Origin of the sequence: Pedobacter borealis DSM 19626, assembly GCF_000708285.2 — a bacterium.
Lineage (GTDB): Bacteria > Bacteroidota > Bacteroidia > Sphingobacteriales > Sphingobacteriaceae > Pedobacter > Pedobacter borealis.
In genome coordinates this window covers 1-26104 of the sequence record NZ_JAUG01000069.1, presented here as the reverse complement: position 1 = coordinate 26104, position 26104 = coordinate 1, and the positions used below count along the sequence as shown (strand labels likewise).

Sequence of the window (26104 nt, the reverse complement as noted above, 5' to 3'; positions counted from 1 at the left end):
CTGAAAATTATATCTTATTTACGCCTAATCCCGCTTTATCGTCCTGCTGAATTTATTTCAGCATCTTTTTAGCGTGAAAGACCCTGAAATAAATTCAGGGTGACGACCGTCTTAACAGAAAACTTGATTAAAACGCCACAAAATGAGATTTAATAATCGAACTCAGGTTGTTATGTTTTTTACTGATTATCATGGTGACTGGGTGGATTGTCTTATTAAAAAAATGATTTTGCTGAACTCATTTAACTTTTTCTAATAAGATGCAAGCTCCGCCTCCTGGTGCCAATTCAATATCAATAACTTTTTTGGATGTCACCATAATGGTTTCCACACGATAGCTTTCTTTGTTTGTTAAATAACTGGCGTCTTTTCCATCCCTTATGATCAATGCCCTATAGTTTCCCGGTTCAGCAAAACTTAATGGAATATGTAACACCCGAGGACTTTCGTTAGTTGCCGCGGCGATCAGCCAATTTCCCGTTGATGCCTTACGGGCCATTACAATATATTCCCCAATTTGCCCGCTTAATGTTTTGCTCTCCATCCATGGCATTTTTTGAGCAGTAATGAACTTCAAGATCTCGGGGTATTTATTGTAGTATTCAGGGATGTCGGGAATGATCGTAGCACCTGAAAAAGTAATAAGTGTACGGGCGGCCTCGGCAACAATTGTAGATGGTACTGGATTGCCATTGTCAACACGGCCCTTTTGGATCATATCAACCACTCCGTTATTCATATCTAAAGGCCCGGCAACCATATTCACAAATACGGATGTAACAAATGTTTTTGGCTGAAATACTTTATGGCCATCCAACTGAGCCTGACAATACTCACGTGTAACAGCATTGGGCCAGGTTCGCATTTGTCCGTACGGATGAACAGGACCGTCATGAAAGTCGACCATTAAATGATGTTGGGCGCACAATTTCGTGATCAGTCTGGTTTTGCTGTTTTTTTCCTCAGCACTGCCTTGCATAAATCCGTATTTAAGGCCTATTGCTCCCCAATCACCATACTGTTTTATGGTGGCTTCAATGGGATAAGCTTTTCCACCTACATCATTCAGGTATAACCAAATCCCCAGCCCTTTTTCTTTACCGTATTTGATCAATTCGTTTACATCAGCTGCTTTTCCGCCCTTTAACGGATCCGAATCTTTATTGAACTCAGCCCCATACCAGTTGGCATCCAACACCAGCGAAGGGATCTTGTTTACTGCGGCAAAATCGACCATCCGCTTCCATGACGGTAGCGACATCTGATACTTAAATCCGTCAACCTCTGCACCATTGATCCGCCAGTCCCAAAGGGCTACACCTGGTTTTACCCAGGTAAAATCATATCCAGGCTCTGGAGCAGGGTTCAATAATTCCAGCAAATGCGAATCGATCAATTGCCCCGGCGTTCTTCCATACATAATCACACGCCATGCTTTGGCCCTTTTTGAGGGCACTAAAAACGAGGCATGCCCCGGTACTGTTTTTAACAGTAAAGGTTCTCCGCTTTCCAGATCGGCCTCATGAATAGCCATATATTGATCATCATTGGCTTTAATGGTTACAATGGGTTTGCGAATACCTTTGGCATTCTGTAGTTTTTCGGGTCCGATATTGTGATTCTCTCCATTGTAATACCAGGCATCGTAATTTCCTGCAAAATTGAATTCAGTCAACTCAGACTCACTTTTCCCGTTTTCATACCGGAAAGCAATGCCATCGTTATATGCCCTGGCTTTGATGGTATAAACATCCAATACAATGGTTATTTCTCTATAAACATCGTTAACAATGCTTCTTTTGCCCCAAACTGGCCGCCAAACTTTTTTAACGATCTCTGATCGCTCAGACCTGAATACCGGCGCCTTTGAAACGTTTAACCCAATGGCTGATGGTTGCAGCAAAAGTTTACCATCAGCCATCAACGAATAAAAGATAGCGCCATCGGTGCCAGAAGTAAACGAAACTTTTAACTTGCCATCAGGCGACCTGAGGTCAGCCAGTTTTCTCAAACTGTTAGCAAACGACGCCTCAGAAAGTGCACTAAATGTTATTATTAAGAAAAGGAAAGGGTTCACAAACACTTTTAAAATTCTCATTATGTATAATAAATTATGGTTTAACTACGATCAGCATTACCTTGGTCTTATTTCTCTTTCGGAATCCCATTTTCATTTTTTATAAGTGTATTCCTTTTTAAGGTAAACCCTTCGCTTGTCACTGCTTTTATCAGGATCTGGGGGGCATAAGCCTACAAAGCCTTGTGGATAAGGTTTTGATACGTCTTCATTAATGAAGACCCTTATTTTGGTATCAAACTTCGCTGTATCGGCAATTTTATATGGGGTACTTTCATAGTAACTCTCCGTGGTCAAAAATACACATTTCTTTGCTTACTGAATTAATATAAATCCCTGGTATCTCAGCTATGGTGAGCGTCACACTAACATGGGCCCAGGTGTTGCCAGTTAATATCCCGCCAATGCCATTTTTAACCTTCCCAGTCACTTAAGTTTACCCTTTCGTTTATCCAACCTGGGTGTTGTTTTCCAATAGGATTTGTCCGGAAATAAAATTTAAACACAATAAATATCTAACTATCAGTACTTTTAAATTTATATTAGTGGTCTCAGCCGTATCGTTATCAAACCATTTTATTAATGATTTAAAGCGCATTGCGGATTTAAAAATTCCGAAATGATTTGTTTGTGTAAAAACACCACTTGACAATATCGCTTACCGATCAGGCTTAGGCGGAAGAATTACAAAAATCATATTATTTAATCTATTTAGGTAGAAAAATATAGCAGTTTGAACTGATTTGCAAACCTGTCAAGAATAATGTATATTGTTTCAAATCTGTATTTATCATTTCCAATCATCCCAATGAAGAGCCCTTTTAACACATTAATGATCGCTAGCATGATATTGCTATGTTCTTTTAATGAAGCTTTTGCACAACTTTCTTTTGATCATTTGTCGGTAAACAATGGTCTTTCACAAAGTACGGTGCAATCCATCTGCAAAGACAGCAGGGGTTATATGTGGTTTGGTACCCGCGATTGCTTGAACAGGTATAATGGTAAGACTATTAAGGTTTATAGAACAAGTTCCGATAATCTGAGCTCCATTAGTTCCGATGATTATATATTCGCACTGAAAGAAGATCACGAAAAAAATCTTTGGATTGGAACACAAAATGGGCTAAACCGCTATATCCCTGAAAAAGATGCTTTTGAACGCATTATCTACAATAAAAAGGATAAGAATTGGATAAGTGATAAAAGCATTAATTGCATCTCGGAAGATAGAAAGGGAAGATTATGGTTTGCTACGGGCAATGGGCTCAGTATGTTAGCAAAACCCTCTTCCAGAAAATTTATCAATTTTTATCAAAAAGATGGTCTTGCGGGCAATGCTGTATATGCCGTTTTTGAAGATAGTAAAGGTATACTATGGGTAGGTACGACCAATGGTTTGAGTATGATGAAATCAGAGAAGGGCAGGTTCAAAATCACTTCCTTTAATCATCATCCCGAAGATCAGAAAAGTCTTAGCGATAATTTCGTGCGAACTATTGTAGAAGATCGTAAAGGCAGGATCTGGATTGGAACGGAAAAAGGCGGATTAAATCTTTTTGTTCCCGGATCAGGCTCATTTGTTCGGTTTAAATACGATGCACTGAATCCGAAAGGTTTGAGTAATAACAGTATCCGAAAGCTTATGCTCGATAATAATGGCAATATATGGGTGGCAACAATGAACGGCCTCAATATTTTGAACGCTGAAACGCTCAATTTTACAGTCTACAAGCATGATCCGGATAACAGAAAAAGTTTGAGTGATAACTCTATCAAAGAAATCTATAAAGACGAACAGGGCTCTATATGGTTAGGTACGATGTTTGGAGGGGTAAATGTTAACCACCACAATAGCATTACTTTTGACGTATATAAGTATAATAAATATAGAAATAGCATAAGCGGTGATATTATCAGTGCAATAGAGGCTGATGATCAGGGGAATCTATGGGTGGGTACAGAAGGGCAGGGGCTGAACTGTTATAATATGAAAACGGGCCTTTTTAAAAATTATGTGAATGATCCTTTTGATCCGGGCAGTTTAAGCCATAATACCGTCAAAGCTATTTTTAAAGATGGCCAGGGAAGGATCTGGGTTGGTTTATATGAAGGAGGTTTAGCGCTTTTTGTTCCGGCCACGGGTAAGTTTAAACATTATCCCCCAGATCCTAAAAACCCAAATGCACTGAGTTATGGATATATATCAAGTATAGCAGAAGATGATCAGGGACGATTGCTGATCGGTACTTCATCCAAGGGATTAGATATTTTTGATCTCCAAAAACAAATATTTACACATATCACCGACCTGCCAGGAAAAGGTTTAACGATTAGCGGTAATTATATCACGTTTGTATACCAGGATTCAAAAAGGAATATATGGGTAGGTACACTCAGCGGACTCAGCTTGTTGAGCCCTGGAGCTAAACAAGCTAAGATATTCAGAAAAAAAGCCAAAAATAAAGACAGTCTTCAATCTAACCTGATCACCTGTATAAGAGAAAGCAGTCAGGGGAAAATCTGGATCGGGACGATGCGCGGAGGCTTGAGCTTATACCATCCTGAAACCGCTTCGTTTACTACTTATAATAAACAGAATGGTTTACCCAGCAATAACATTACCAATCTATTAGACGATAATGAGGGTAACCTGTGGGTAAGCAGCGACAGGGGGCTTACCAAACTTGACCCACGACGGAGAAGCTTTAAAAACTACAATACAAGCGATGGTTTGCCTTCCAGTGAGTTCAATGTGAACTCCGCTTATAAGGACAAAAATGGCAAGTTATACTTTGGGAGTTTTAACGGACTGGTAGCCTTTACGCCAAGAGACATTAAGGAGAATACCGTTGTGCCAAAAACAGTATTCTCGGGCTTGAAACTATTTAACAAGCCGGTGCACATTGGAGGCCCCGATCAACTATTGAATGAAGATATCAGTTTTACCAAATCCATCACGTTTTCTGCCGGTCAGAATATCTTTACCATCGATTTTGTGACCTTAAATTACATCCAGCCACAGCGCAATAAATACGCATACAAATTAGAAAACTTTGAAAAGGATTGGAATTATGTTAATATTCCATCTGCTACCTATACCAACCTGCCTTCTGGAAAGTATAGGCTATTGGTAAAAGGAAGCAATAACGATGGCCTTTGGAACAAAAATCCGACAGCCCTGGAAATTCGGATATTGCCCCCGCTATGGCAAACCTGGTGGGCCTACCTGTTGTATTTTACAATAGCAGGTATATCCTTGTATTTTGTACTCCGGTTTACCAGAAGACAGCAGAGGTTAGAATCGAAACTCTATTACGAACAGCTGCATAGTGAGCAACAGCAGGAGCTTTTCCAGATGAAACTCGATTTTTTTACCAGGATTTCGCATGAGATCCGCACGCCATTGACCTTGATTTTCGCTCCTTTGGAAAAGCTGATCAAACTGACGCAAGAGAACAGTACGGTTAACCATTCGCTGATCGGCATCAGAAGAAATACTGATCGGTTGTTGCGGTTAATAAGCGAACTGCTTGATTTCAGGAAAATAGAAAGCGGACATGTTAATCTACACGTTTCTAAAAATGATCTGGTTGCTTTTAGCCATAATATCTACCGTTCCTATCTGAGCTTGGCAGAACTCAAAAACATCGATTATCAATTCAACAGTAAACAGGAAGAAGTTTTGGTATATTTTGATGCCGGCCAAATGGAGAAGGTGTTTTACAATATCCTTTCCAATGCTTTTAAATATACACCTAATGGCGGAAAAATAATTTTTGAAATTGCAGAACATGATGGGCAAGCTAAAGTCACGATAACCGATAACGGCATTGGTATTCCATTAGATGTGCAGGATAAAGTGTTTACCAATTTTTATCAGGTAAAGTCAAGAGGTGTTGTAGCCGAAGGCTGGGGAATAGGGCTTGCCCTTGTTAAAGATATAGTGGACCTGCACAAAGGGCAGATCTCCGTTTCAAGTGAGCCAGCCGTTGAAGGGAAAAATGGGAAGACCAGTTTAACGATCCTGCTCCGTTTCGGAAAAGAACATTTTTCAGCAGAAGAACTCTCGGTAGGTGATAGTGCGCTAAAAATATTAGAAGATGTAACCGGACAGCAAGCAGGAAGGCTTTCGGGTGAAGATGCTGAAGCGATTATTGAGAAAAAATACACAGTATTAGTTGTGGAGGATAATGATGAATTAAGAGGGTTTATTGTCCAGTCGCTAAAAGCTACCTATCATATCCTCGAAAGTATTGATGGATTAAAGGGCTGGGAATCTGCTATTGAAAATGTTCCTGATATTATACTGAGTGATGTAACCATGCCAGAACTAAACGGACTGGAACTATGTATAAGATTAAAGCAAGAGGAACGTACCAGTCATATCCCCGTAATTATGCTTACGGCAATGGCTTCTCAGCTGCATCAGGTTAACGGACTTGAAGCAGGTGCAGATGTTTATATCACCAAACCTTTCAGTATCCAGGTACTTGAATTAAGTATCCGCAACCTGTTACACGGGCGCGAGGAATTGAAACTGAAATATGCTAGGCAGATCATGCTAACACCACGCAAGCTGGATATAGTCTCGCCTGATGAGAAGTTTTTGAACAAGCTGATGCAGGTAGTGGAAGACAACATGGAAGATCCCGACTTCAACGTGACAGGTCTTGTAGACCGTATTGGGATGAGTCAGACGGTGCTGTACAAGAAAATCAAATCGCTTACCGACCTTTCCATTACCGATTTCATCAAATCGCAGCGCTTAAAGCGCGCAGAACAACTATTGGCCGAAAATAAGCTGAATATTTCAGATGTTGCCTATGCGGTCGGCTTTAACGATAGGAAATATTTCAGCAAGGAGTTCCGAAAACAGTTCGGCTATGCACCTTCGAAATACATCGAGAAAACAGATTGAACAAAACTTAAAGTACCTCGCATATAATCTTTTACCTTTTTGAGTTTTTATTAAATCGAAGTATTTAATATGGGAAGGCGCATACTTTTGTAAAAAAAATAGCCGTAGAGATTAAGCAAATCACCTAAGCTGTTGAGTTTAAAGCCAGAAAATTTTCAGCAAAACATTTATAAAGCGTTTGGTTGCATCGTTCAAAATATAGCAAAAAGAGGGCTTTTTGCGCTTTAAAAGATCTGTGGTTAATTTTTACCCCTTTTTAAACCAATCCGTGCCCCTTGTTTTTTCAGCTTAAACCTAATATTTGATTAATGGAAAGTTTAATAAACGAAACCATTACTAACCAATAACCAAATATTATGAAGAAAAATTTACAGAACAGTAAAAAGGAGATTGATAAATACGCTTTTTCAAAGTAGGGGACATTAAGCAAAAGGTAATATCGGAGCGCCTGTTTAAATGGAAGCTATTCCATATAAGTATCCGAAAAACAAATAACCAACCAAATAAAAACTAAGTAAAATAAATTCATTATGTTAAATTTAGGCTACCAATATTTTAGCGGATTTCGAGGGATATTATGGTCCATCGTTTTCGTAACTGTGTGCTTGTTTGCTGCACCATCTCAGGCCCAAAACAAAACATTCAAAGTATCTGGAACAGTAAAAGATGCAAATGGCCAGTCTCTTGCAGGTGTTAGTGTAAAAGTAAAAGATGCCCAGACGGTAACCAATACAGATGCTAATGGTCGATATCAGATCAGTCTTTCCAATCCATCATCAGCTATATTAATGTTTAGCTATGTGGGGTATGTAACCAAACAAATAGAGGTTAGTGATAAAACAGTGGTAGACGTTGTTCTTGCCGAAGACAGTAAATCATTGAATGATATGGTGGTAATTGGTTATGGCACCCAAAAACGGGGAGACCTTACTGGTTCTGTATCTTCAGTGTCAATGAAAGATTTACAAAAAGCACCTGTCCGTTCTTTCGACGAAGCACTAGCAGGCCGTGTTGCCGGTGTACAGGTTACTTCATCAGATGGACAGCCAGGCTCGGGAATTGACATTGTAATCCGGGGAAACAACTCGGTTTCGCAATCGAACTCCCCATTATATGTAATTGACGGTTTTCCGATAGAAAACATGGACAACAATGCGATTAATCCACAAGACATCGAATCATTGGAGATTTTAAAAGATGCATCAGCAACAGCTATTTATGGAGCAAGAGGAGCTAACGGCGTAATTGTAATTACCACCAAAAAAGGGAAAACTGGTCCTCCCGTATTTAGTTTTGGCAGTTCATTCGGTATTCAGAAAGACATAAAAAGATATGAATTAATGAATCCTTATGAATTTGTGAAACTCCAGATAGAGTGGGATCCGACACCAGTTTCGTCAACAACATTCCCCAGTCCAACAGAAACTTATTTAACTAAGCCTGGTAAAGATCTGGACTTTTACAAAACCGTAAAAGGCATCGATTGGCAAGATCAGATACTACGTACTGCGCTAATGCAAAATTACAATTTATCTGTAAATGGAGGAACCAAAAAAACAAAATATGCCTTATCAGGTTCCTTGATTGATCAAGATGGTGTTCTGATTGCTTCAAACTACAAGAGATATCAAGGCCGTTTAGTTCTTGACCACCAATTAACAAAGAAAATAAAAATAGGAATAAACACGAATTACAGTTATTTACAACAACTTGGTAGCAGTCCGGCACAAACTATTTATAGTGCTACATTAAATACGATGTACGCGGCTTGGGGTTATAAACCTGTTGATGAAGGTGGATTAGACCCTGACTTGGACGCCATGACAGATAGTGATGTTAATCCAGCTAATGATTACCGTTCAAACCCTATCCTTAATTTAAAGAATGAGTATGTTGCAAGAGTTGGGCGCAATTTGATTGCTAATGCTTATTCGGAATACGAAATTATTCCCGGCTTAAAACTACGTGTTTCTGGTGGAATTGTTAACGATGATGTGCAAAATCGAAAATTCTATAACAGCAATACGAGTTCAGGGCGTGGTTCTAATGGGCAAAGTGGTAGTATTACTTATAATGAATCTTTTAACTGGTTGAGTGAAAACACGTTGACATGGGACAAAAAAATCGGCGAAAAACACCACATAAACCTTTTAGGAGGATTTACTGCACAAAAAGGAACCAACAAAACGCATGGAATAGGAGCCAATAAAGTGCCTGAAGGCTTGGGTATTGACAGTTTAGACAAAGGTATTCCAATAGCATATGATACTTTTCAATCATTATGGACCATGAGTTCTTTCCTATCAAGGGTAAATTACAATTATGATTCAAAATATCTGTTTACCGCATCTATAAGAGCCGATGGATCATCTAAGTTTCCTTCGGAGAACCATTGGGGCTATTTCCCTTCAGCTGCCCTTGCATGGAATTTTAAAAATGAAAATTTCCTAAAAAACAGCAACGTATTGTCTGAGGGTAAATTGAGGTACAGTTATGGACAAACTGGAAATAATAGGGTAGGTGACTTTGATTACTTAACTAAATTTTATACCCCAATGATTGGCGGATTCCCTGTAGCCTATGCATTTAACAACCAGTATGTACCTGCAGTGGTTGCAGCTAATTTGGGAAATGATAAACTAAAATGGGAAACTACTGAGCAAACGGATTTAGGGCTTGATTTAGGGTTTTTAAACCAACGGATTAACTTAACTGCTGAAGTTTACAAAAAAACAACCAAAGATTTATTGCTAAGAGCTGATCTTCCTACTTCATCAGGTTTTACATCTTCGTACAAAAACATAGGCTCTGTAGAAAACAAAGGATTGGAATTTACCTTAAATACTGAAAATATAAAAACACGTAATTTTAATTGGAACACTTCTTTTAACATCTCATTCAACAGAAGTAAAGTACTTGGGCTTTCAGACAACCAAACAGAGTTAACCAGCTATGTTTCATGGGATACTCCATTTAATACTATCCCTGGTTATATTGCGAAAATAGGTGGTCCACTGGGCGAAATTTACGGTTTAATTGATGATGGAACCTATAAATATTCAGATTTTGATCAAGATGCGAATGGTAAATATACGCTTAAGTCGGGCATTGCTACTAACGGTAATACCGCTACAGCAATACAACCTGGGGATGTAAAATACAGAGATATTAACGGCGATGGAGTGGTTACGGCTGCAGATTATACTATAATTGGTCATGGTTTACCAAAACATACCGGAGGATTGTCCAATAATTTCAGCTACAAAGGATTTGATTTGAATGTCTTTTTTCAATGGTCTTATGGAAATGACCTGATGAATGCAAACCGAATCAAATTTGAAGGAGGGGGCGGTAATTACCTAAATCAATTTGCGAACTATGAAAATCGCTGGACACCCACTAACCCTGATTCTGATATACCCCGTGTTAAAGGATATACAGGTGCAACAGCTGGTTACACCAGCAGGAATGTAGAGGATGGTTCCTATATAAGACTTAAAACAGTATATTTTGGATACACCTTCGAGAATAAATTGATACGTAGATTAAAGTTAAAATCTTTAAAGGTGTATGCTTCAGCACAAAATCTAGCTACCTGGACTAAATACTCAGGTACAGACCCAGAAGTAAACACTAAAAGATCTGCTTTAACATCAGGTTTTGATTACTCATCTTATCCAAGGGCTCGCGTTATCACTGCTGGATTAAACGCATCATTTTAATAATTTTAAAATCAAAAAGATGAAAAAGTTACTTTTTTTATTATCGATAATAACTGTCACAATGGTATCGTGTGAAAAATTTCTAAATACCGAACCAATAGACAAAATAGCAATTACTCAGTATTATACTGATGAAAATGGATTGATACTAGCGTTAGCTGGTGTTTATGATCCATTAGGGCCGTATTACAGTGATCTTTGCAAAAACCAGAATGTATGTACAGATGAGGGATATTATGCCAGAAACAATACAATTGGTATTGCAACAAATAGTTATGATGCATCAAATACCGGTGTAGCTGATTTGTGGGCCAAGTGTTATCTAGGAATTGACCGTGCAAATAACTTAATTGCAAATATTAATTTGCCTCAAATGGACGAGGCAAAACGTCAAGCGATATTGGGTGAGACCTTATTTTTAAGAGGGTATTACCATTTTCTTTTAGTGCAATATTTTGGTGATGTTCCTATCAAATTAACGCCAACCACAAATCCAACTGATGTCTTTATTGATAAGTCGCCAGCCAAAGCGGTATATGAACAAGTTTTAAAAGACATGAAAGAGGCTGAAACAAAAGTAAGTACTTCTACCGCTCTCGGATTCTCAGGCCGTGTATCGAAAACAGCTGTAGAAGGAATTTTGGCGAGAGTTTGCTTGCAAATGGCAGGTTACCCAATAAACGACAACAGTAAATATGCTGAAGCATTAAGCTGGGCCAAAAAAGTGCAATCTTCTGGAGAGCATGCTTTAAAAACCAGTATAAATCTAGATCCAGCTTGGGCATACAATGCTTATACTGCCACTAGTCCAAGTGTTAAACAAACACTAGCCACTGCCTATAGCCAAATATTTATAAATGAGGCAAAAGATGTATATGACACAAAAGAGAGCATGTGGGAGATTGAGTTCAATGGAGACCGATCAGGACTTTATAATGAACTTGGTGGCTTGGGCAGCCAAAATGGAATTACCATGACTGCAACACCTTTTATATCAACTATTGGATACAGTTATGGATTTGTAAGAGGAACAGCAAGGTTATATAAAGCATATGGGGTAGGTGATTTACGCCGCGATTGGGCACTAACCACCTTTACTTATAATGCTACTACCGGAGCCGAAACTGCAATAACCAGTACAAATGGTTATGGAAGAGATAGTGCCAAGTGGCGCCGAATATATGAAATAAATACGCGTAAAGACAAAAACCAAACAGCAATCAATGCACCGGTATTGCGTTTTGCAGATGTATTATTAATGTTGGCTGAAGCCGAAAATCAGGTGAATGGACCAACCGCAACCGCATACGGTGCCGTTAACCAGGTACGCAGAAGAGGTTATGGATTTGATATTAATACAATAAGCGCGGTGGCAGATTTACCTGCCGGTTTATCAAAGGCACAATTTCAACAGGCAATTGAAGACGAACGTTTTCGTGAACTGTGCTTTGAAGGTACACGTCGTGCAGACCTAATCCGCTGGAATAAATACGTTCAGACATTGAATAGTGTTGGTAACGAGATTGCAACTGGCTATGCAGCGCAAAACTGGGGAGGAACCGGAGGAAAAAATACAGTAGATAAACACCTGTTATATCCAATTCCTTTAAAAGAAATGGGAATAAACCCAAACCTAAAACCTCAAAACCCAGGTTGGTAAAAAATCTCAATATAAGCAACAATTACCCTGGACAGACAATCCAGGGTAATTTTTGAAAAGTCTATTTTACGATTCGGTTTAACAAAACCTTCCCCCAATTTTTCTTATGGCTATAAAATATAACTAAAAATATTTTGATCTCTTCTATGATGAAAAAATATACATGTTGCCTTTTGATTCTTGTGGCGAGTGCAGAGCTGACTTTTTGCCAAAAGATACAGCCTTCTCAGTTATTTCAAGCTTATACGCAAAACAAAGACCATTCCTTATTGCCCGATTTTTCATATGCGGGTTATCATTGTGGTGAAAAGAAGATCCCTTCAAGCGTAGAATACAAAATGTTTAATGTAGTCGATTTTGGTGCTAAACCAGATGACGAACTTTCTGATAAGGATGCGATACAGCGCGCCATTACAGCAGCTAACAATAATGGATCGGGCATTGTGTTTTTCCCAAAGGGGAGATTCCTGGTAAATGAAGATGTTGCTGCCAACAAAGGTATATTTTCAAAAGGAAGTAAGATTATCTTTAAAGGGAGCGGTTCTGGGCCAGGGGGTACCGAACTGTTTATGAAACATGCACTGTTACCCGGCGATCCCAAAAAAATGTGGACAGGACCTCCCATGTTTACATTTACGGCCAATGGGGCTGATAGCAAAATAGGAACCATTAAGGAGAATGCCAGTGTTGGAGATTTCAAATTAAAGCTAAACGAAACAAATAAATTAAAAGCAGGCGATTGGATAGCTTTAAAATTATTGGATAACACACCTGCTTTAATTGATGAAGAATTAAGCCCGGCTAAGGTAGATATAACATGGACTTATCTGGTAAAAAAAGGAGTGGATGTTTGTATGTACTACCAGGTGGTAAGTATAAAAGATGATGAGATCCAATTGCATGCCCCACTGGCTTATAAAGTTGATGTAAAGTATAAGTGGACGGTAGAAAAATTTGCTAATGCAGCGGAAGTAGGTATCGAAGACATTGCCTTTGTTGGCAACTGGAAAGAAAAATTTATACATCATCGTTCCTGGATGGATGATAGCGGCTTTAACCTTTTTATGTTTAGCCGCTGTACCAATTCCTGGATGCGAAATTGCCGGTTCACCGATTGTAATGTTGCTGCCATTGTAGGGCAGAGTGCCAATGTTACCGTAATGAACTGTGTGGTTACAGGTAATGCTGGTCACGAAGCCATTACATCGAACCATTCTACAAATGTGCTGTTGGCAAACTTAACCGATGAGGCTTCACAATGGCACTCATTTGGTGTAGCTAATGGCTCAGTTAATACTGTGGTCTGGCATTGTAGCTATCCATCAACTACAAGTTTCGAGTCGCATTCAAGCCAGCCGAGAAATACCCTTTTGGATAATGTAAAAGGTGGGTTACTGCAGAATCATGGCGGAGGCGCAATAGAAAACATGCCCAACCATATGAAAGGGCTGGTGATATGGAACTATACACAAACCAACAAGCCGGTGAAAGATTTCGAATTTTGGCCTGCTCATTACCTCTGGTGGAAAATGCCCGTTCCGGTAATTGCAGGGTTTATAGGAAACGGTACAACGTTTAAAAAGGATCAGTTAGGTAATATGGAAGGAATTGGTGAGCAGGTATCCCCATCATCACTATACAGGGCCCAGTTGGAATCGCGGTTGGCTAAATTTCCCGAGTGGTTGCAACAAGGTAAATGAAACCAGTAACGAATGGTGTTAAAAAAGAATAAATGAAAAGTAAAACTGTTTTTACACTGCTCTACCTAGGGCTTATCGGCGCTTTTAGCTTAACTACATCATGTAGTAAGAAGAGCAACGAAGTTGTTGAACAACCTGTGCCAAAGAGTACCGAACCGGCATTTCAGTTGGAATGGACTGATGACTTTTCCGGAAATCAGCTTAATTTGACAGATTGGACGCATAGGCTGCAAGGGGTTTGGCGTTCTGCATTTAATGATGCAACCACTGTATCCGTTGCAAATGATAACTTGATTATTCAACCTTATACAGATCAACAGCCAGATGGATCTTTAAGGCACCATTCGGCAGAGGTTGCAACAAAACGCGAGTTTTTGTACGGGAGGTTTGAAGCAAAGATTGCTATGGTAAACCAACCTGCATCATGGTCGGCTTTTTGGGTGCAGAGCAGTACAATGGGAAATCCTGTTGGCAATCCAAAACTAGCAGGTATGGAGATGGATATAATAGAATCCTTACCAAATGATGGAAGGGCACATCACACTGTTCACTGGGATGGATACGGCACCGATCATAAACAAAAAGGCATTATAACCGAAGATGTAGGAGCCAATAGCGGAAACTACCATATTTATGCAATGGAGTGGACACCAGATTATTATAAATTTTTTGTAGACGGAAAATTGACCTGGACTTATACAGACAATGTTTCGCAAAAAAAGGAATATATCATTCTGAGTACTGAAATACAGGATAATTATTGGACAGGGAATATACCTCCGGGCGGCTATGGAGCTAAAGGCCAGGGCAAAACGATCATGAAAATAGATTATGTAAAATATTACGCGCTCAAAAAGTAATACAACTTACAGCGCAATAACAGAGAAATGAGGTTGTATCATAAATATAGAATTGTCATCCTGTCCAAAGGACTCCTGTGGAGAGCCTGTCGAAGGACCTGTTTAAATGCCCTTCAAAGCATTTCGACAAGCTCAATGCGGCAAGTTCGAATGGAATCACAACTTATGATACAGCCTCTATAAAATGAAACCACATAGTTTTTTTACATCAAACCAAATGAAAAAAAAATATCATCAACTAAATCTTTTACCCATTGCATTACTGATGTTTTTCCTTATAGGAGGACTTAAAACTGCTTTCTCTCAATCAAATACTGCCGAAGTTTGCCAAACAATTACCTCAAGAATAATTAAGAATTTAACTAATAATAAGCCTGATAACAAGTTAGTTGCAGCAAATATAGCTGCCATAAAACCAGATGGAACCTGGCCCGGCGTGGATTATGCCAGTAAATCAATTACCATTTGGCCACCCACAGAACATTTAATAAAACTACAAACACTTATTAAAGCCTATCTCACAAAAAACAGTGGTTTTTATGCAGATGAAAAGGTCTTTCAACACATCAACAATGCATTGCAATACTGGTATAATTTAGATCCCAAAAGTGATAATTGGTGGTTTAATGAAATTTATACACCTCAATCCCTAGGCGAATCGCTCATCATGATGGAACATGGCGAGAAGAAATTAGATAAAGAACTGAAACTGAAACTTGTTGAAAGGATGAAAAGGGGTAATCCGGAAAAACAAGCTGGAGCCAACAAAACCGATATTGCACTTCATTATTTTTATAGAGCTGTATTAACAGAAGATGATACTTTGCTAGCTTTTTCCTTAAAGGAATTTTTTAGTCCGGTTGGTTTAGTTTATAAAAAAGAAGGCTTGCAATATGATAATTCTTATATGCAGCATGGATTACAATTATATATTGCGGGCTATGGTGATGTATTTATCAATAGCGTATTTAAATTGGCAAACTATGTAAAAGAAACTCCCTATGCCTTAAGTGCCGATAAAGTTGCCCTTCTATCTAATTTTTATAGAAATACTTTTCTTAAAGCCATTCGTGGGGAATATGCTGATTTTAACATTGAGGGACGTAGAATAAGTAGATTCGACATGTTAAATTTGGAGAAACAGATAGAAAGTGGTCAAATACTAAAAGCAAGTCCCCAAATTTTGATTGCAAAAGAGGTGGATCCTAAAAACGCTGTTGATTGGGATAGTGCCATTGCACGAATTACAGGTAAACAGGAGCCATCTTACAACGTTAAAAAGTTACATACCCAATATTTTAATTCCGATTATACTTTACACGTAAGACCTGGGTATTCTTTTAATGTACGTATGGTAAGTAACCGTACCAAGCGATGCGAATCAGGAAATAATGAGAATTTATTAGGGCGATACCTATCTGATGGAGCAACTAATATCCAGGTTAATGGCCCCGAATATTATAATATTATGCCTGTTTGGGAATGGGATAAAATACCAGGGGTTACCAGTAGGGATTACGCAACCGATAGGCCAATGACAGTATTTTGGGGTGAGCAGGGTAGTAACGACTTTGCCGGTGGTGTTAGCGATGGTGTATATGGAGCAAGCACCTATGCACTCGATTATGATAGTGTTAAGGCGAAAAAATCCTGGTTCTTTTTTGATAATGAAATTATGTGTTTAGGAACAGGCATTAAAAGTAATGAACCAGAAAGTATTACCACGGCCATTAATCAGTGTTGGTTAAAGGGAAGTGTAGAAAGTTCTTTAAGTAGAAATCCGATAGCAAAAGATAAAACAATCCAGCGTAATGAAAAATTAAGCACTTGGTTTTTGCACGACAATGTAGGTTATTATTTCCCACAAGGTGGTAATATCACATTAAGTACAAGTGTACAAAAAGGAAACTGGTATCATATTAACAACTCACAACCCAAAGATGAGCTTTCCGGTAAGGTGTTTAAATTATGGCTAAATCATGGTTCAAAACCACAAAATGCCAGTTATGCTTATATCGTACTGCCTGGGATTAAGGACGCAGCCAGTCTGAAAAAATTTGAGGCCAACAACCTAAAAATTATAGCGAATAATCCAGCGATGCAAGCCGTTTATCATCAAAAATTAAATATCCTGCAAGCCATTTTTTATCAGCCGGGAACATTGACTTTGCCATCAATGGAAATTAAGACAGATAAAGTCTGTGCCCTGATGATCAAAATGATAAATGGGAAACGGTTAATTTCTATTGCTGATCCGTTACAAAAAGAGAAAACAGCAACCTTGAGTCTCAAAGACTTAAAAACCGGGAAGACAGAACAGGTAACGGTTCATTTTCCAGAAGGTGCATTAGCAGGTTCAAGCGTTCAGTATAAAAACTAAAAGAGTGAAAAAAAGTTTTATTGGCTTAACAGCCTTGTTAATTCTCATTACAGTTAAAGTTTTTTCTCAAAACGCAGAATCAGGAATAGCTTTTGCCAATTACCATCGCTATTATGCGGATGGACAAAAAACAAAAAATCTCGTAAAGGAAAAATCAATCTCGGATTACAGGCAGTATTATTCGACACATGGTTATCATGTAAGTTCATTGAGCGATGAAAAATTGACTGTTTCCGAATGTATTTCTCTTCTTAATGAAGAGGGGCTGTTTTCAGATTTAATAACTCAGGAGAAAAAAATAGTAAGCGAAAACTTGTCGCGAAAGAATGATTTAGCCATTCAACAAACCGTTGCAGGATTGGTTTATGAAGCTTACAACCGTATTTGGAAAATTGCTGATGGGTATCGTAAAGGTGAGTTAAGTGAGAAAAACGCACTTACTAATAAGTACATAAAAGCAATCGTTCATTATGGCAATATAGAAATCAGCAGATCGAATAAAGTACATCGCTTTCATGCATCCTGTTTTGCCCTGCCTACAGCTGCGGTTAACATTTATTTTGCTTTCTTAAAACAAATGAATGCGACGGAGAATGGCAAAAACACGCGGCTAAATGCTACTTGTGATATGTTGAAGGCAGTAGCTTTACAAGCCTGGACGCAACCTTTTAGAAATGATGAAACGGATAAAAATGTAGTGCAGATTGATCGATTCAGAAAACACGTGTGGTGGGTAGGCGGCAATGCGTTGGCCTATCGGCCATTATTATTGGTGGCATACATGTACAAATCCATTCCGATGGTTGATCTGATAGCGGAAGTTTCGCAAAATGGAATTAGCATGACCTCCCAAAACACTTTTAATGAGGCTTTCTGGACGGAGGGTTTTACTGTTGACGGAGCAGGTTGGGGACATGGGAAACAAAGTTTGGTATGGGGATACCCTATTGATGGAACAATGGCAGCTTTAAACATGCTTACTTCTCTAAAGGGTACCGCCTGGGAAAAGAAATTGACAAAAGAAAATACAGATGCTTTGCTTAATTTTTTCAGGGGAAGTAATTGGTATTATTATAAAGGATATAATTTACCCTGCCTTGATCGTTATTCCATGCGATATAATGTAGATAGTAGATCTATTCACTATTTGGGTATGTTAAAAACAATTCTCAAAGACTGGAAAGACTCCTTTACCGCTGAGGAACAAAAAGAGCTCGAACAATTGCATAAGGAATCGGCAGGAAATAATATCAAAATGATCAATTATCCAAATAGTGGTTATAATGGGACAAGATCATTTTTTAATAATGATGATTTGATTAAAAAAAATGAGAGGTACCATATCCTTGTAAACATGGCTTCCGCTCGTTGTGACGGCCTGGAAAGTGCAGGTTTTGCTGATAAATATAATTTTTTCACAGCCGATGGGATGACAATTTTCCAGAAAAAAGGAAATGAATATAATAAAATATTTGGGAGCTGGGATGTGACAGCTGCTCCCGGAGTAACCGCCCGTGAAGGAATGGATAAACTAACTCCGGTTACCAATTGGAGGGGTTATTGCAGTAAGTATAATTTTGCGGGTTCAGCTTCCAACGGTGATGAAAATGCCGTAGCCGGGTTTATTTTTGAAAAAATGAATGGCTCCGATAAGGATGATGTGAATGATAAAGACACAAATGTTGGGGAAAATCCAACTTTGTATGGAGTGAAAGCATACAAGTCTTATTTTATGTTGGGTGATTATTTCGTGGCTCTTGGGGCAGGAATTACCAATTTAAATCCGAAAATGGACGGATCAATACGCACCACTATCGATCAAACGGCCAAAGAAAATGAGGTAACTATTATCGAAAATGGAGTATCCCGCCCTGCGGTTACCGGGGTACAATCATTTATGGTAAATGAAAAACCAATATGGGTGTCGCAAAAGGGTAAATTTGCTTATACCATTCTACCTGAATTTACCAGGAATGCCTCTTTTGTTTGTGAAAGCAAGAAAACCAACTGGGTAAAAATGAATCAAACCAACGAGAAAGTTCAAAACTTACCAGGGAAAGCAGATATTCTTCGCCTTTGGGTAGATCATGGACAAAAAGTAACGAACGGAACGTATGGATATGTAGTTTATGCTGGAGATGGTATTCCATCGCAAAAATTACCATTCAATGTATTAAGAAATGATACCCTGATTCAGGCGGTGAAATTAGCTGACAATAAACTGCTTGAAGCCGTATTCTACAAAGGCAATACACAATTGAATGAAACAGGGATTTCGTTAATAGCCTCGGCTCCATGCATTGTTTTAATTGAAGACAAAGGCAACGAATATGTGATTTCGGTTACTGATCCAGAAATGAATGCTGTTTTAAAACAAATCAGTTTGAATTTCAACGGCAAAGATATAGTTGTTAGCATGCCTCAAGGCCAATATTGCGGTAAACCTGCCACAATCAGGATTAAAAAATAAACTCATTTATGAAAATATCAGGAACAAACACGATAGCTTCATTGCTATTAAAAAACATATTGTTTTTATGTTTTATTTTAATTAGGGCTCAGACAGTATCAGCACAAGAGCAAAAAATGCTACCTAATTTGCTACAGTTAAAAAAGGACTCAAAAAATGAAATCTTTCATCATCTGGGTCAGGCAGTAAAGAAAGGTGGTTTTTACCTTAAAGGATATTGGGTTTGGGATAATACGGTAATAAAAGGAGACGATGGAAAATACCATCTGTTTTCATCTTGCTATTCAGATACGATAGTATTTCATCCCGGCTGGATGGTTTCTGCAGAAATTATTCATGCTGTTGCTGATAAGCCAGAAGGTCCTTTTCGTTTTGTAAATAAAGCGCTTAAAACCAGAGGTGCACAGTATTGGGATGGCCGTTCAGTATTTAATCCACAAATCTTCAAGCATAATGGTAAATATTATATGTTTTATGTTGGCTCTACTCATCCATTTGAAGATCCTAAGCGCGGCGAACTTACCTTAGATAGCAAATGGTGTATTGTAGGTAGAAGCAACAAACGTGTAGGCCTGGCAGTTTCTAATAGTCTTGATGGGCCTTGGAAAAGAATGGACAAACCAATTCTTGAAACAGAACCCAATACATTCTACAGTTTTTTGACATCCAACCCAACCATGGTTATCAATAAGGACGGATCGGTACTAATGATTTTTAAAGCCCGTTCTTATGAAGGAACTAAATATAGCGACATGTCGCTCGGCGTTGCCTATGCGAAGAATATTTTTGGCCCCTATAAAGTATTGAATAATAAGCAACCGGTTTTTAGTGCCAAACTTACAGGCGAACTCGAAGATCCATTTCTGTGGAAGGATTCAAAAGGATATCATGTAGTTTTTAAAGATCATAAAGCAAAATATACTGGTGAACTTGGCGGAGGCGTATCAGCTACTTCAATCAATGGAACAGATTGGAAAATGGATAGTGACGCGAAAGCTTATTCCAAAACAATTCAATGGGATGATAGCACAATTGAAAAAAGAGGTCAATTGGAAAGACCGTTTATTCTTTTTGAGAATAATAAACCTCGTTGCATGTATTTCTCTACCATGGATGGAAAAGGCGGCTTTGAAAATGGTACCTCATCGGGCATTGTGGCAATACCGTTTGTAAAATAGTGAAAATAACAACAATTCTAGTTGCAATAGGCTTTTAGTTCAGGGAAATCGCTTTTAAAACATGTGCAAAAATTAATTAGCCACGGAAACACAGAAATCACGGAGAAGAAGTGAATTTTTCCGTGTTTTCGTGCTTCCGTGGCAAACATAATGCTTAGTATGCGTAGAAAGAGGAAGAATTATCAGAGAAAAGTTAAAAGCGATTTCCCTGGTTTTTAGTCTTACAGGGCGCAAAGATATAAATAATGCTAAAAGCAGATTTGTCACCCTTTTTAAACGAAATTTTGCCCCCTCACCGCAGTAAAGAAATTGAATATTTGTAATAAAGAATTACCTAAAAAAAAATAAAATCAACTATCTATTATGAAAAAACTCATCTTTCTATTACTCACCATTTCTTTTTTCAGCTGTAAAAAGGAAAGATCAACGCCGCCCGTTCCTGATCCTGTAACTACAGTTGGGTATAATTTTGATAACGATAGTAATTCCAGTCTGATGTTCAAGGATGGAGAATCTATGGAACTCCTTACTTCCGAGGCCAGACGTTATGAGATTGGCAAGGTGCTGCGGGTGAAAGCCATAAATGCGACCACTATTGAAGTGGCCAATTTTGCACCTGTTGATATTGCAGATGCCACTATACTTTTAACGATACAAGGACAGTCAAAACCGGTAAAGCTGTTCAAGATCGGGAAAATCAGGGCACATGCCGTTCAACAGATTAAATATCCATTCATCGAAGGGGGAACGAAGTTTCTTGATGTCGATGGGGCGGAAACAGATCTTGCGCAATATAAAACCACTGGTATCCCAACAGACAAAGTATCGTTTGATTTTACCGGTGATTCAGATCTGATCAAAAAGCTGAAGAGTCTGTCTAAACTGAAATGGAAAATTAAATACCAAGACTTTGATGGCAATGATGATCCTAATAATAACTGGAAGGAAAATATTGATGCCAAGGATGTACGCCGATTCTCGGGGCTTATCATTAACCTGGCCTATCTGTTTCAGGCTGAACAAACCCAGACTGCATTTTTGGCTGAACCGATTACTGGTGACAATAAGGTGGCATTAACTTTAGAGCAAAAGCAAGAAGCATTTAAAAAGATAATCGATATACCGGAATTCAACTGCGGTGTAGTGGTAAATGTTGCCGGCCTGGGGGGTGGGTCGACCTATGGCGTGGATAACTATGTGTTAAGAGACTATCTGACCCTCGACATCTGTTTTGTTGCTGTACACGAGATTGGCCATATGGTTGGGTACTCGCATAATTCGAGTATGACCTATCCAACCACTAATAACAGGGGCGCTGTTGTGGCCACAGGGAATATATATAAGGATATGATCGCAAAGAAAGAATTACCGATCACAACGGGCAATTATTACCTAAAGGCAGATTTATAATGCATCGTATTTATAGCTTATTTGATATGCATTTGCGGAAGGGGTAATGTATTGGCCATTATAAGCTTCGGAATCGAGAAGGGAAGACTTTCCGTATTTTCTGGCCAAAATGCCATGAGTTCAACTTAAAATTAAACAAACCAAATAAAAATGAAACAAACCTCTTTTAACATTAAGCACTATAGTTTTTTACTGGTATGTACGTTAACAATGATGGTCGTACTTTCAGCTTTTCTATGGCTTTCGCCAAAAAGTGAGTTGATAAAAGATGACTTTACCGTTGCCGAAAAACAGTATAGCGAACTGCTGAAAACCTCAACAGACTTAACCCGCTTTCCACGTACCATTAATCAAGACCGTTCTTTAAAAAGTACCGATATAAAGGATTGGACACAAGGCTTTTTTGCTGGAAATCTGTGGTATATTTATGAATATACTAAAAATCCGGAATGGAAAACTGCAGCAACCAAATGGACAGAGGCCTTGGAACAGGCACAATTTTTAACCCAACACCACGATATAGGATTTGTAATGTACTGCTCTTATGGCAATGCAATGAAGTTTGAGAAGGACCCCAAAAAATTGGAACAATACCGGAAAATCCTGATCCAATCAGCAGAGTCAGCTTTAACCCGTTTCGATCCTAAAGTTGGGCTGATCAAATCATGGAATGAAAAAAAATCGTGGGACAAGAAAACCACATGGAAATATCCGGTTATTATTGATAATATGATGAACCTGGAACTGCTTTGTTATGTATCTAAAATTACGGGTAATCCTAAGTATAAAAATGCAGCCATCAGCCATGCTTTAAATACAATGAAGAACCATTTTAGACCCGATTTTAGCACCTACCACGTGGTTGATTATAGTGCAAATGGTAAAGTATTGCACAGGCAGACCAATCAGGGTTATGCCGATAATTCTACATGGTCTAGAGGACAGGGCTGGGCCATTTACGGTTTTACGATGATGTACCGTGAAACTAAAGATAAACGCTTTCTGGAAGCTGCACAAAAGGCAGCTGATTTTTACCTGAACAATCCTAACCTGCCAAAAGATAAAATTCCTAACTGGGACTTTAACGAGGGGCAGAAAGGCTATACTCCAGATTGGGACTATGAGGCAAGAAAACTTTCTTATATTCCCCGCGACGCTTCTGCGGGCGCTCTTGTAGCCTCTGCCTTAATAGAGCTGAGTACTTTTTCTAAGGATAGCAAAAAGTATTTCAAACCCGCTGAACAAATGTTACAATCATTGTCTGATAGTACATATCTGGCTAAGCCAGGTAGCAATTCGGGTTTTATATTAAAACACTGTGTAGGTAGCTATCCACATAATTCTGAGATCGATGTTCCGTTGATATATGCTGACTATTATTTTATGGAAGCCTTATTGAGGTACCAAAAAATAAAAGAGTAAGCACTTTAAGGCTGTTGTCTGGTAAGCCCCAGAAACAGCCTTTTAAGCTAATTATTGCTGCCCATAATCCTTAAATTGAGTAGCGTTAGGCTACTGGAAGGAGGTAGATACAGACCATATTTTATGCTGGTTTTTAGCGGTGATATGCTATATTTTGAAAATAGCCCCGATTGTAGGATGATTGAATGGATACGTAGAAAAATAAACTTGTCGTGATGTGACAGGCTTTTGGGATAGTTATGGAGCCGTTGGATGGCGTGCTCCTAGACTTTTTATAACAAAATGATGGTTATCTCGCTATTTCTCCATTTATTAAAACTATGCCATATTAGAAAATGTCCAGGCGTATGCATAAATTCATGAGACTTTAGTCGATTGCACTGAAGAATAAGCCTTAGTCATTTACAAGATTAGCGAATAAGGGAGCTATAAAACACTGATTATTTAGTTTAAAGAAAAAGAAAATGGTAATAAAGAAAAGATACATATTGTTTCAATTGCTAGGACTGCTATTGGTCCTTCCCGGCCTAAGTTTTGCCCAGACCAAAAAGCCGAATGTTGTCATTATTCTGGTTGATCAGTGGCGTGGTCAGGCACTAGGATATTTAGGTAAGGAAAAAGTAAAAACGCCTAATATTGATGCATTTGCGAGAGAGAGTTTAACGGTTGGTCAAATGGTGGCCAATAATCCAGTCTGTTCGCCATCCCGGGCGATGCTGTTTACCGGAACTTATTCCTTTAAAAATAAGGTGTATGCCAATGTCAACTCCGGGTCGGCTCCTTATGGGGTGGAACTTCCACGCGAAATCGTATGCTGGTCTGACGTGTTAAAAGCAGGTGGATACGCCAATGGCTACATCGGGAAATGGCACTTAGATTCTCCACACAAACCCTATATTCCTACAGCCAACAACACTGAAAAATTAGCCTGGAACGAATGGACACCTCCAGCAAAGAGACATGGTTTCGATTACTGGTATGCTTATGGTACATACGATTACCACTTGCGACCGATGTACTGGGATACCAAAGATCCCCGCGACAGCTTTCATTATGTAAACCAATGGGGGCCAGAGCATGAGGCAGATAAAGCCATAGATTTTTTTGACAATAAAAACAAGGTAAGAAAAGAAAAGGCTCCTTTTTCGTTGGTCGTTTCCATCAATCCGCCGCATTCGCCATATGACATGGTGCCAGAAAAATACACGGCCCTTTATCAAAATATCTCACTTGATTCACTGCTGCATGATCCCAATATTCCACCCGCAGGTACCCCAATGGGAGAGGAATACCGTAAAAATATCAAAAACTATTATGCAAACATGACCGGTGTTGATGATCAGATCGGGCGTATAATTCGTTCCCTGAAGGATAAAAAGCTGCTGGAAAATACCATTGTTGTTATTACTGCCGATCATGGTAACTGTTTGGGCAAACATGATGAAGTTTCAAAGAATAATATTTACGAAGAATCACTGCGTGTTCCCTTTATTATCTACTGGAAGGGAAAAATTATGCCAGGCATCGATAATAAGCTCCTGTTAAGTATGCCTGATGTTTATCCAACGCTGCTTGACTTAACAGGTAACAAAAATTTGATACCAAGCAGTGTTGACGGAAAAAGCTATGCTTCCTATTTGCTGAACAGGAAGGGCAGCATACCCACAGAACAATTTATTTTGGGCGGCATTGCCTATGGTAAACCAAATAGTTCCGGCTTCAGGGGGCTGCGTACTGATTGCTATAAACTCGCCTATGAGAGAAAAGGGGATCATGTAACTGGTTATTTGTTTGATTTAAAGAATGATCCTTTTGAGCTTGATAACCTATATGATAGAAATCGTGAACAGGTTAAAAAACTTCGTCCAAAACTTCAGGAGTGGCTACAGAAAACAAATGATGGGTTTGTGTTAGCTAATTAATTCAAACGCGACTGACTTTCGTATGATTTAGGAAAATTATAATTGATGTATCGATATATGAACTAAACACATGGTGAGTGTTACCCCGGTATAGGTTTATATGTTCAGCAGAAAATCTGTTTTCCGGATGCAATTGATAAAGCAATTATACAGGGTAGCAGCCAGATCACTTTGGCTGCTATTTGTATTTTAGATGCTGCTGTTTGTTGGTACTAACCTGAGTTCGATAATTATTTGCTGAAAATTATATCTTATTTACGCCTAATCCCGCTTTATCGTCCTGCTGAATTTATTTCAGCATCTTTTTAGCGTGAAAGACCCTGAAATAAATTCAGGGTGACGACCGTCTTAACAGAAAACTTGATTAAAACGCCACAAAATG

General features: G+C 38.7%; 12 protein-coding genes. 11 read left to right on the top strand and 1 reads right to left on the bottom strand.

The features are described 5' to 3' along the window. Positions 1-238: 238 nt before the first annotated feature. Complete coding sequence (locus AW17_RS16825) at positions 239-2098, bottom strand: glycoside hydrolase family 97 protein (protein ID WP_051691910.1); 1860 nt, start codon at positions 2096-2098, stop codon at positions 239-241. 823 nt (positions 2099-2921) lie between these two features. Between AW17_RS16825 and AW17_RS16815 the strand changes: the two genes are divergently transcribed. From AW17_RS16815 to AW17_RS16765, 11 genes are all read left to right on the top strand, one after another. Then, entirely contained in the window at positions 2922-6998 is a 4077-nt protein-coding gene (locus AW17_RS16815) for a hybrid sensor histidine kinase/response regulator transcription factor (protein WP_245235091.1), read from the top strand. 530 nt (positions 6999-7528) lie between these two features. After that, entirely contained in the window at positions 7529-10720 is a 3192-nt protein-coding gene (locus AW17_RS16810; RefSeq protein WP_083488747.1) for a SusC/RagA family TonB-linked outer membrane protein, read from the top strand. A 19-nt stretch (positions 10721-10739) separates the two neighbouring features. Next, positions 10740-12380: a RagB/SusD family nutrient uptake outer membrane protein gene (locus tag AW17_RS16805; RefSeq protein WP_029278384.1), complete on the top strand. Its 1641-nt coding sequence runs from the start codon at positions 10740-10742 to the stop codon at positions 12378-12380. Positions 12381-12529: 149 nt separating this feature from the next. Beyond that, the gene (locus AW17_RS16800) at positions 12530-14080 is read left to right on the top strand and encodes a DUF4955 domain-containing protein (RefSeq protein ID WP_029278382.1); all 1551 of its coding nucleotides are present in this window, start codon (positions 12530-12532) and stop codon (positions 14078-14080) included. 32 nt (positions 14081-14112) lie between these two features. Next, positions 14113-14940 carry a glycoside hydrolase family 16 protein gene (locus tag AW17_RS16795; protein WP_029278380.1) on the top strand — a complete coding sequence of 276 codons (828 nt, stop codon included), beginning with the start codon at positions 14113-14115 and terminating at the stop codon, positions 14938-14940. 217 nt (positions 14941-15157) lie between these two features. Then, positions 15158-17320, top strand: coding sequence for a chondroitinase-AC (gene cslA / locus AW17_RS16790; protein WP_051691909.1), 2163 nt, complete (start codon positions 15158-15160; stop codon positions 17318-17320). Positions 17321-17324: 4 nt separating this feature from the next. Further along, positions 17325-19790 (top strand): polysaccharide lyase family 8 super-sandwich domain-containing protein, encoded by a 2466-nt coding sequence (locus AW17_RS16785; RefSeq protein WP_029278377.1) that lies wholly within the window; start codon positions 17325-17327, stop codon positions 19788-19790. 128 nt (positions 19791-19918) lie between these two features. Next, on the top strand, positions 19919-20968 hold the full coding sequence (locus AW17_RS16780) for a glycoside hydrolase family protein (protein WP_209444280.1): 1050 nt from the start codon (positions 19919-19921) through the stop codon (positions 20966-20968). A 363-nt stretch (positions 20969-21331) separates the two neighbouring features. Beyond that, positions 21332-22378, top strand: a complete 1047-nt coding sequence (locus AW17_RS16775) for a hypothetical protein (RefSeq protein WP_029278374.1) — start codon at positions 21332-21334, stop codon at positions 22376-22378. Between the two features lie 150 nt (positions 22379-22528). Next, positions 22529-23800: a glycoside hydrolase family 88 protein gene (locus tag AW17_RS16770; protein ID WP_083488745.1), complete on the top strand. Its 1272-nt coding sequence runs from the start codon at positions 22529-22531 to the stop codon at positions 23798-23800. A gap of 464 nt (positions 23801-24264) precedes the next feature. Beyond that, the gene (locus tag AW17_RS16765) at positions 24265-25722 is read left to right on the top strand and encodes a sulfatase family protein (RefSeq protein WP_029278370.1); all 1458 of its coding nucleotides are present in this window, start codon (positions 24265-24267) and stop codon (positions 25720-25722) included. Positions 25723-26104 lie beyond the last annotated feature (382 nt).

Coding starts and splice junctions, on each gene's coding strand:
- cslA (WP_051691909.1), top strand. CDS start 15,158: ATGAAAAAAAAATATCATCAACTAAATCTTTTACCCATTGCATTACTG.
- AW17_RS16800 (WP_029278382.1), top strand. CDS start 12,530: ATGAAAAAATATACATGTTGCCTTTTGATTCTTGTGGCGAGTGCAGAG.
- AW17_RS16805 (WP_029278384.1), top strand. CDS start 10,740: ATGAAAAAGTTACTTTTTTTATTATCGATAATAACTGTCACAATGGTA.
- AW17_RS16810 (WP_083488747.1), top strand. CDS start 7,529: ATGTTAAATTTAGGCTACCAATATTTTAGCGGATTTCGAGGGATATTA.
- AW17_RS16795 (WP_029278380.1), top strand. CDS start 14,113: ATGAAAAGTAAAACTGTTTTTACACTGCTCTACCTAGGGCTTATCGGC.
- AW17_RS16825 (WP_051691910.1), bottom strand. CDS start 2,098: ATGAGAATTTTAAAAGTGTTTGTGAACCCTTTCCTTTTCTTAATAATA.
- AW17_RS16775 (WP_029278374.1), top strand. CDS start 21,332: ATGAAAAAACTCATCTTTCTATTACTCACCATTTCTTTTTTCAGCTGT.
- AW17_RS16770 (WP_083488745.1), top strand. CDS start 22,529: ATGAAACAAACCTCTTTTAACATTAAGCACTATAGTTTTTTACTGGTA.
- AW17_RS16765 (WP_029278370.1), top strand. CDS start 24,265: ATGGTAATAAAGAAAAGATACATATTGTTTCAATTGCTAGGACTGCTA.
- AW17_RS16815 (WP_245235091.1), top strand. CDS start 2,922: ATGATATTGCTATGTTCTTTTAATGAAGCTTTTGCACAACTTTCTTTT.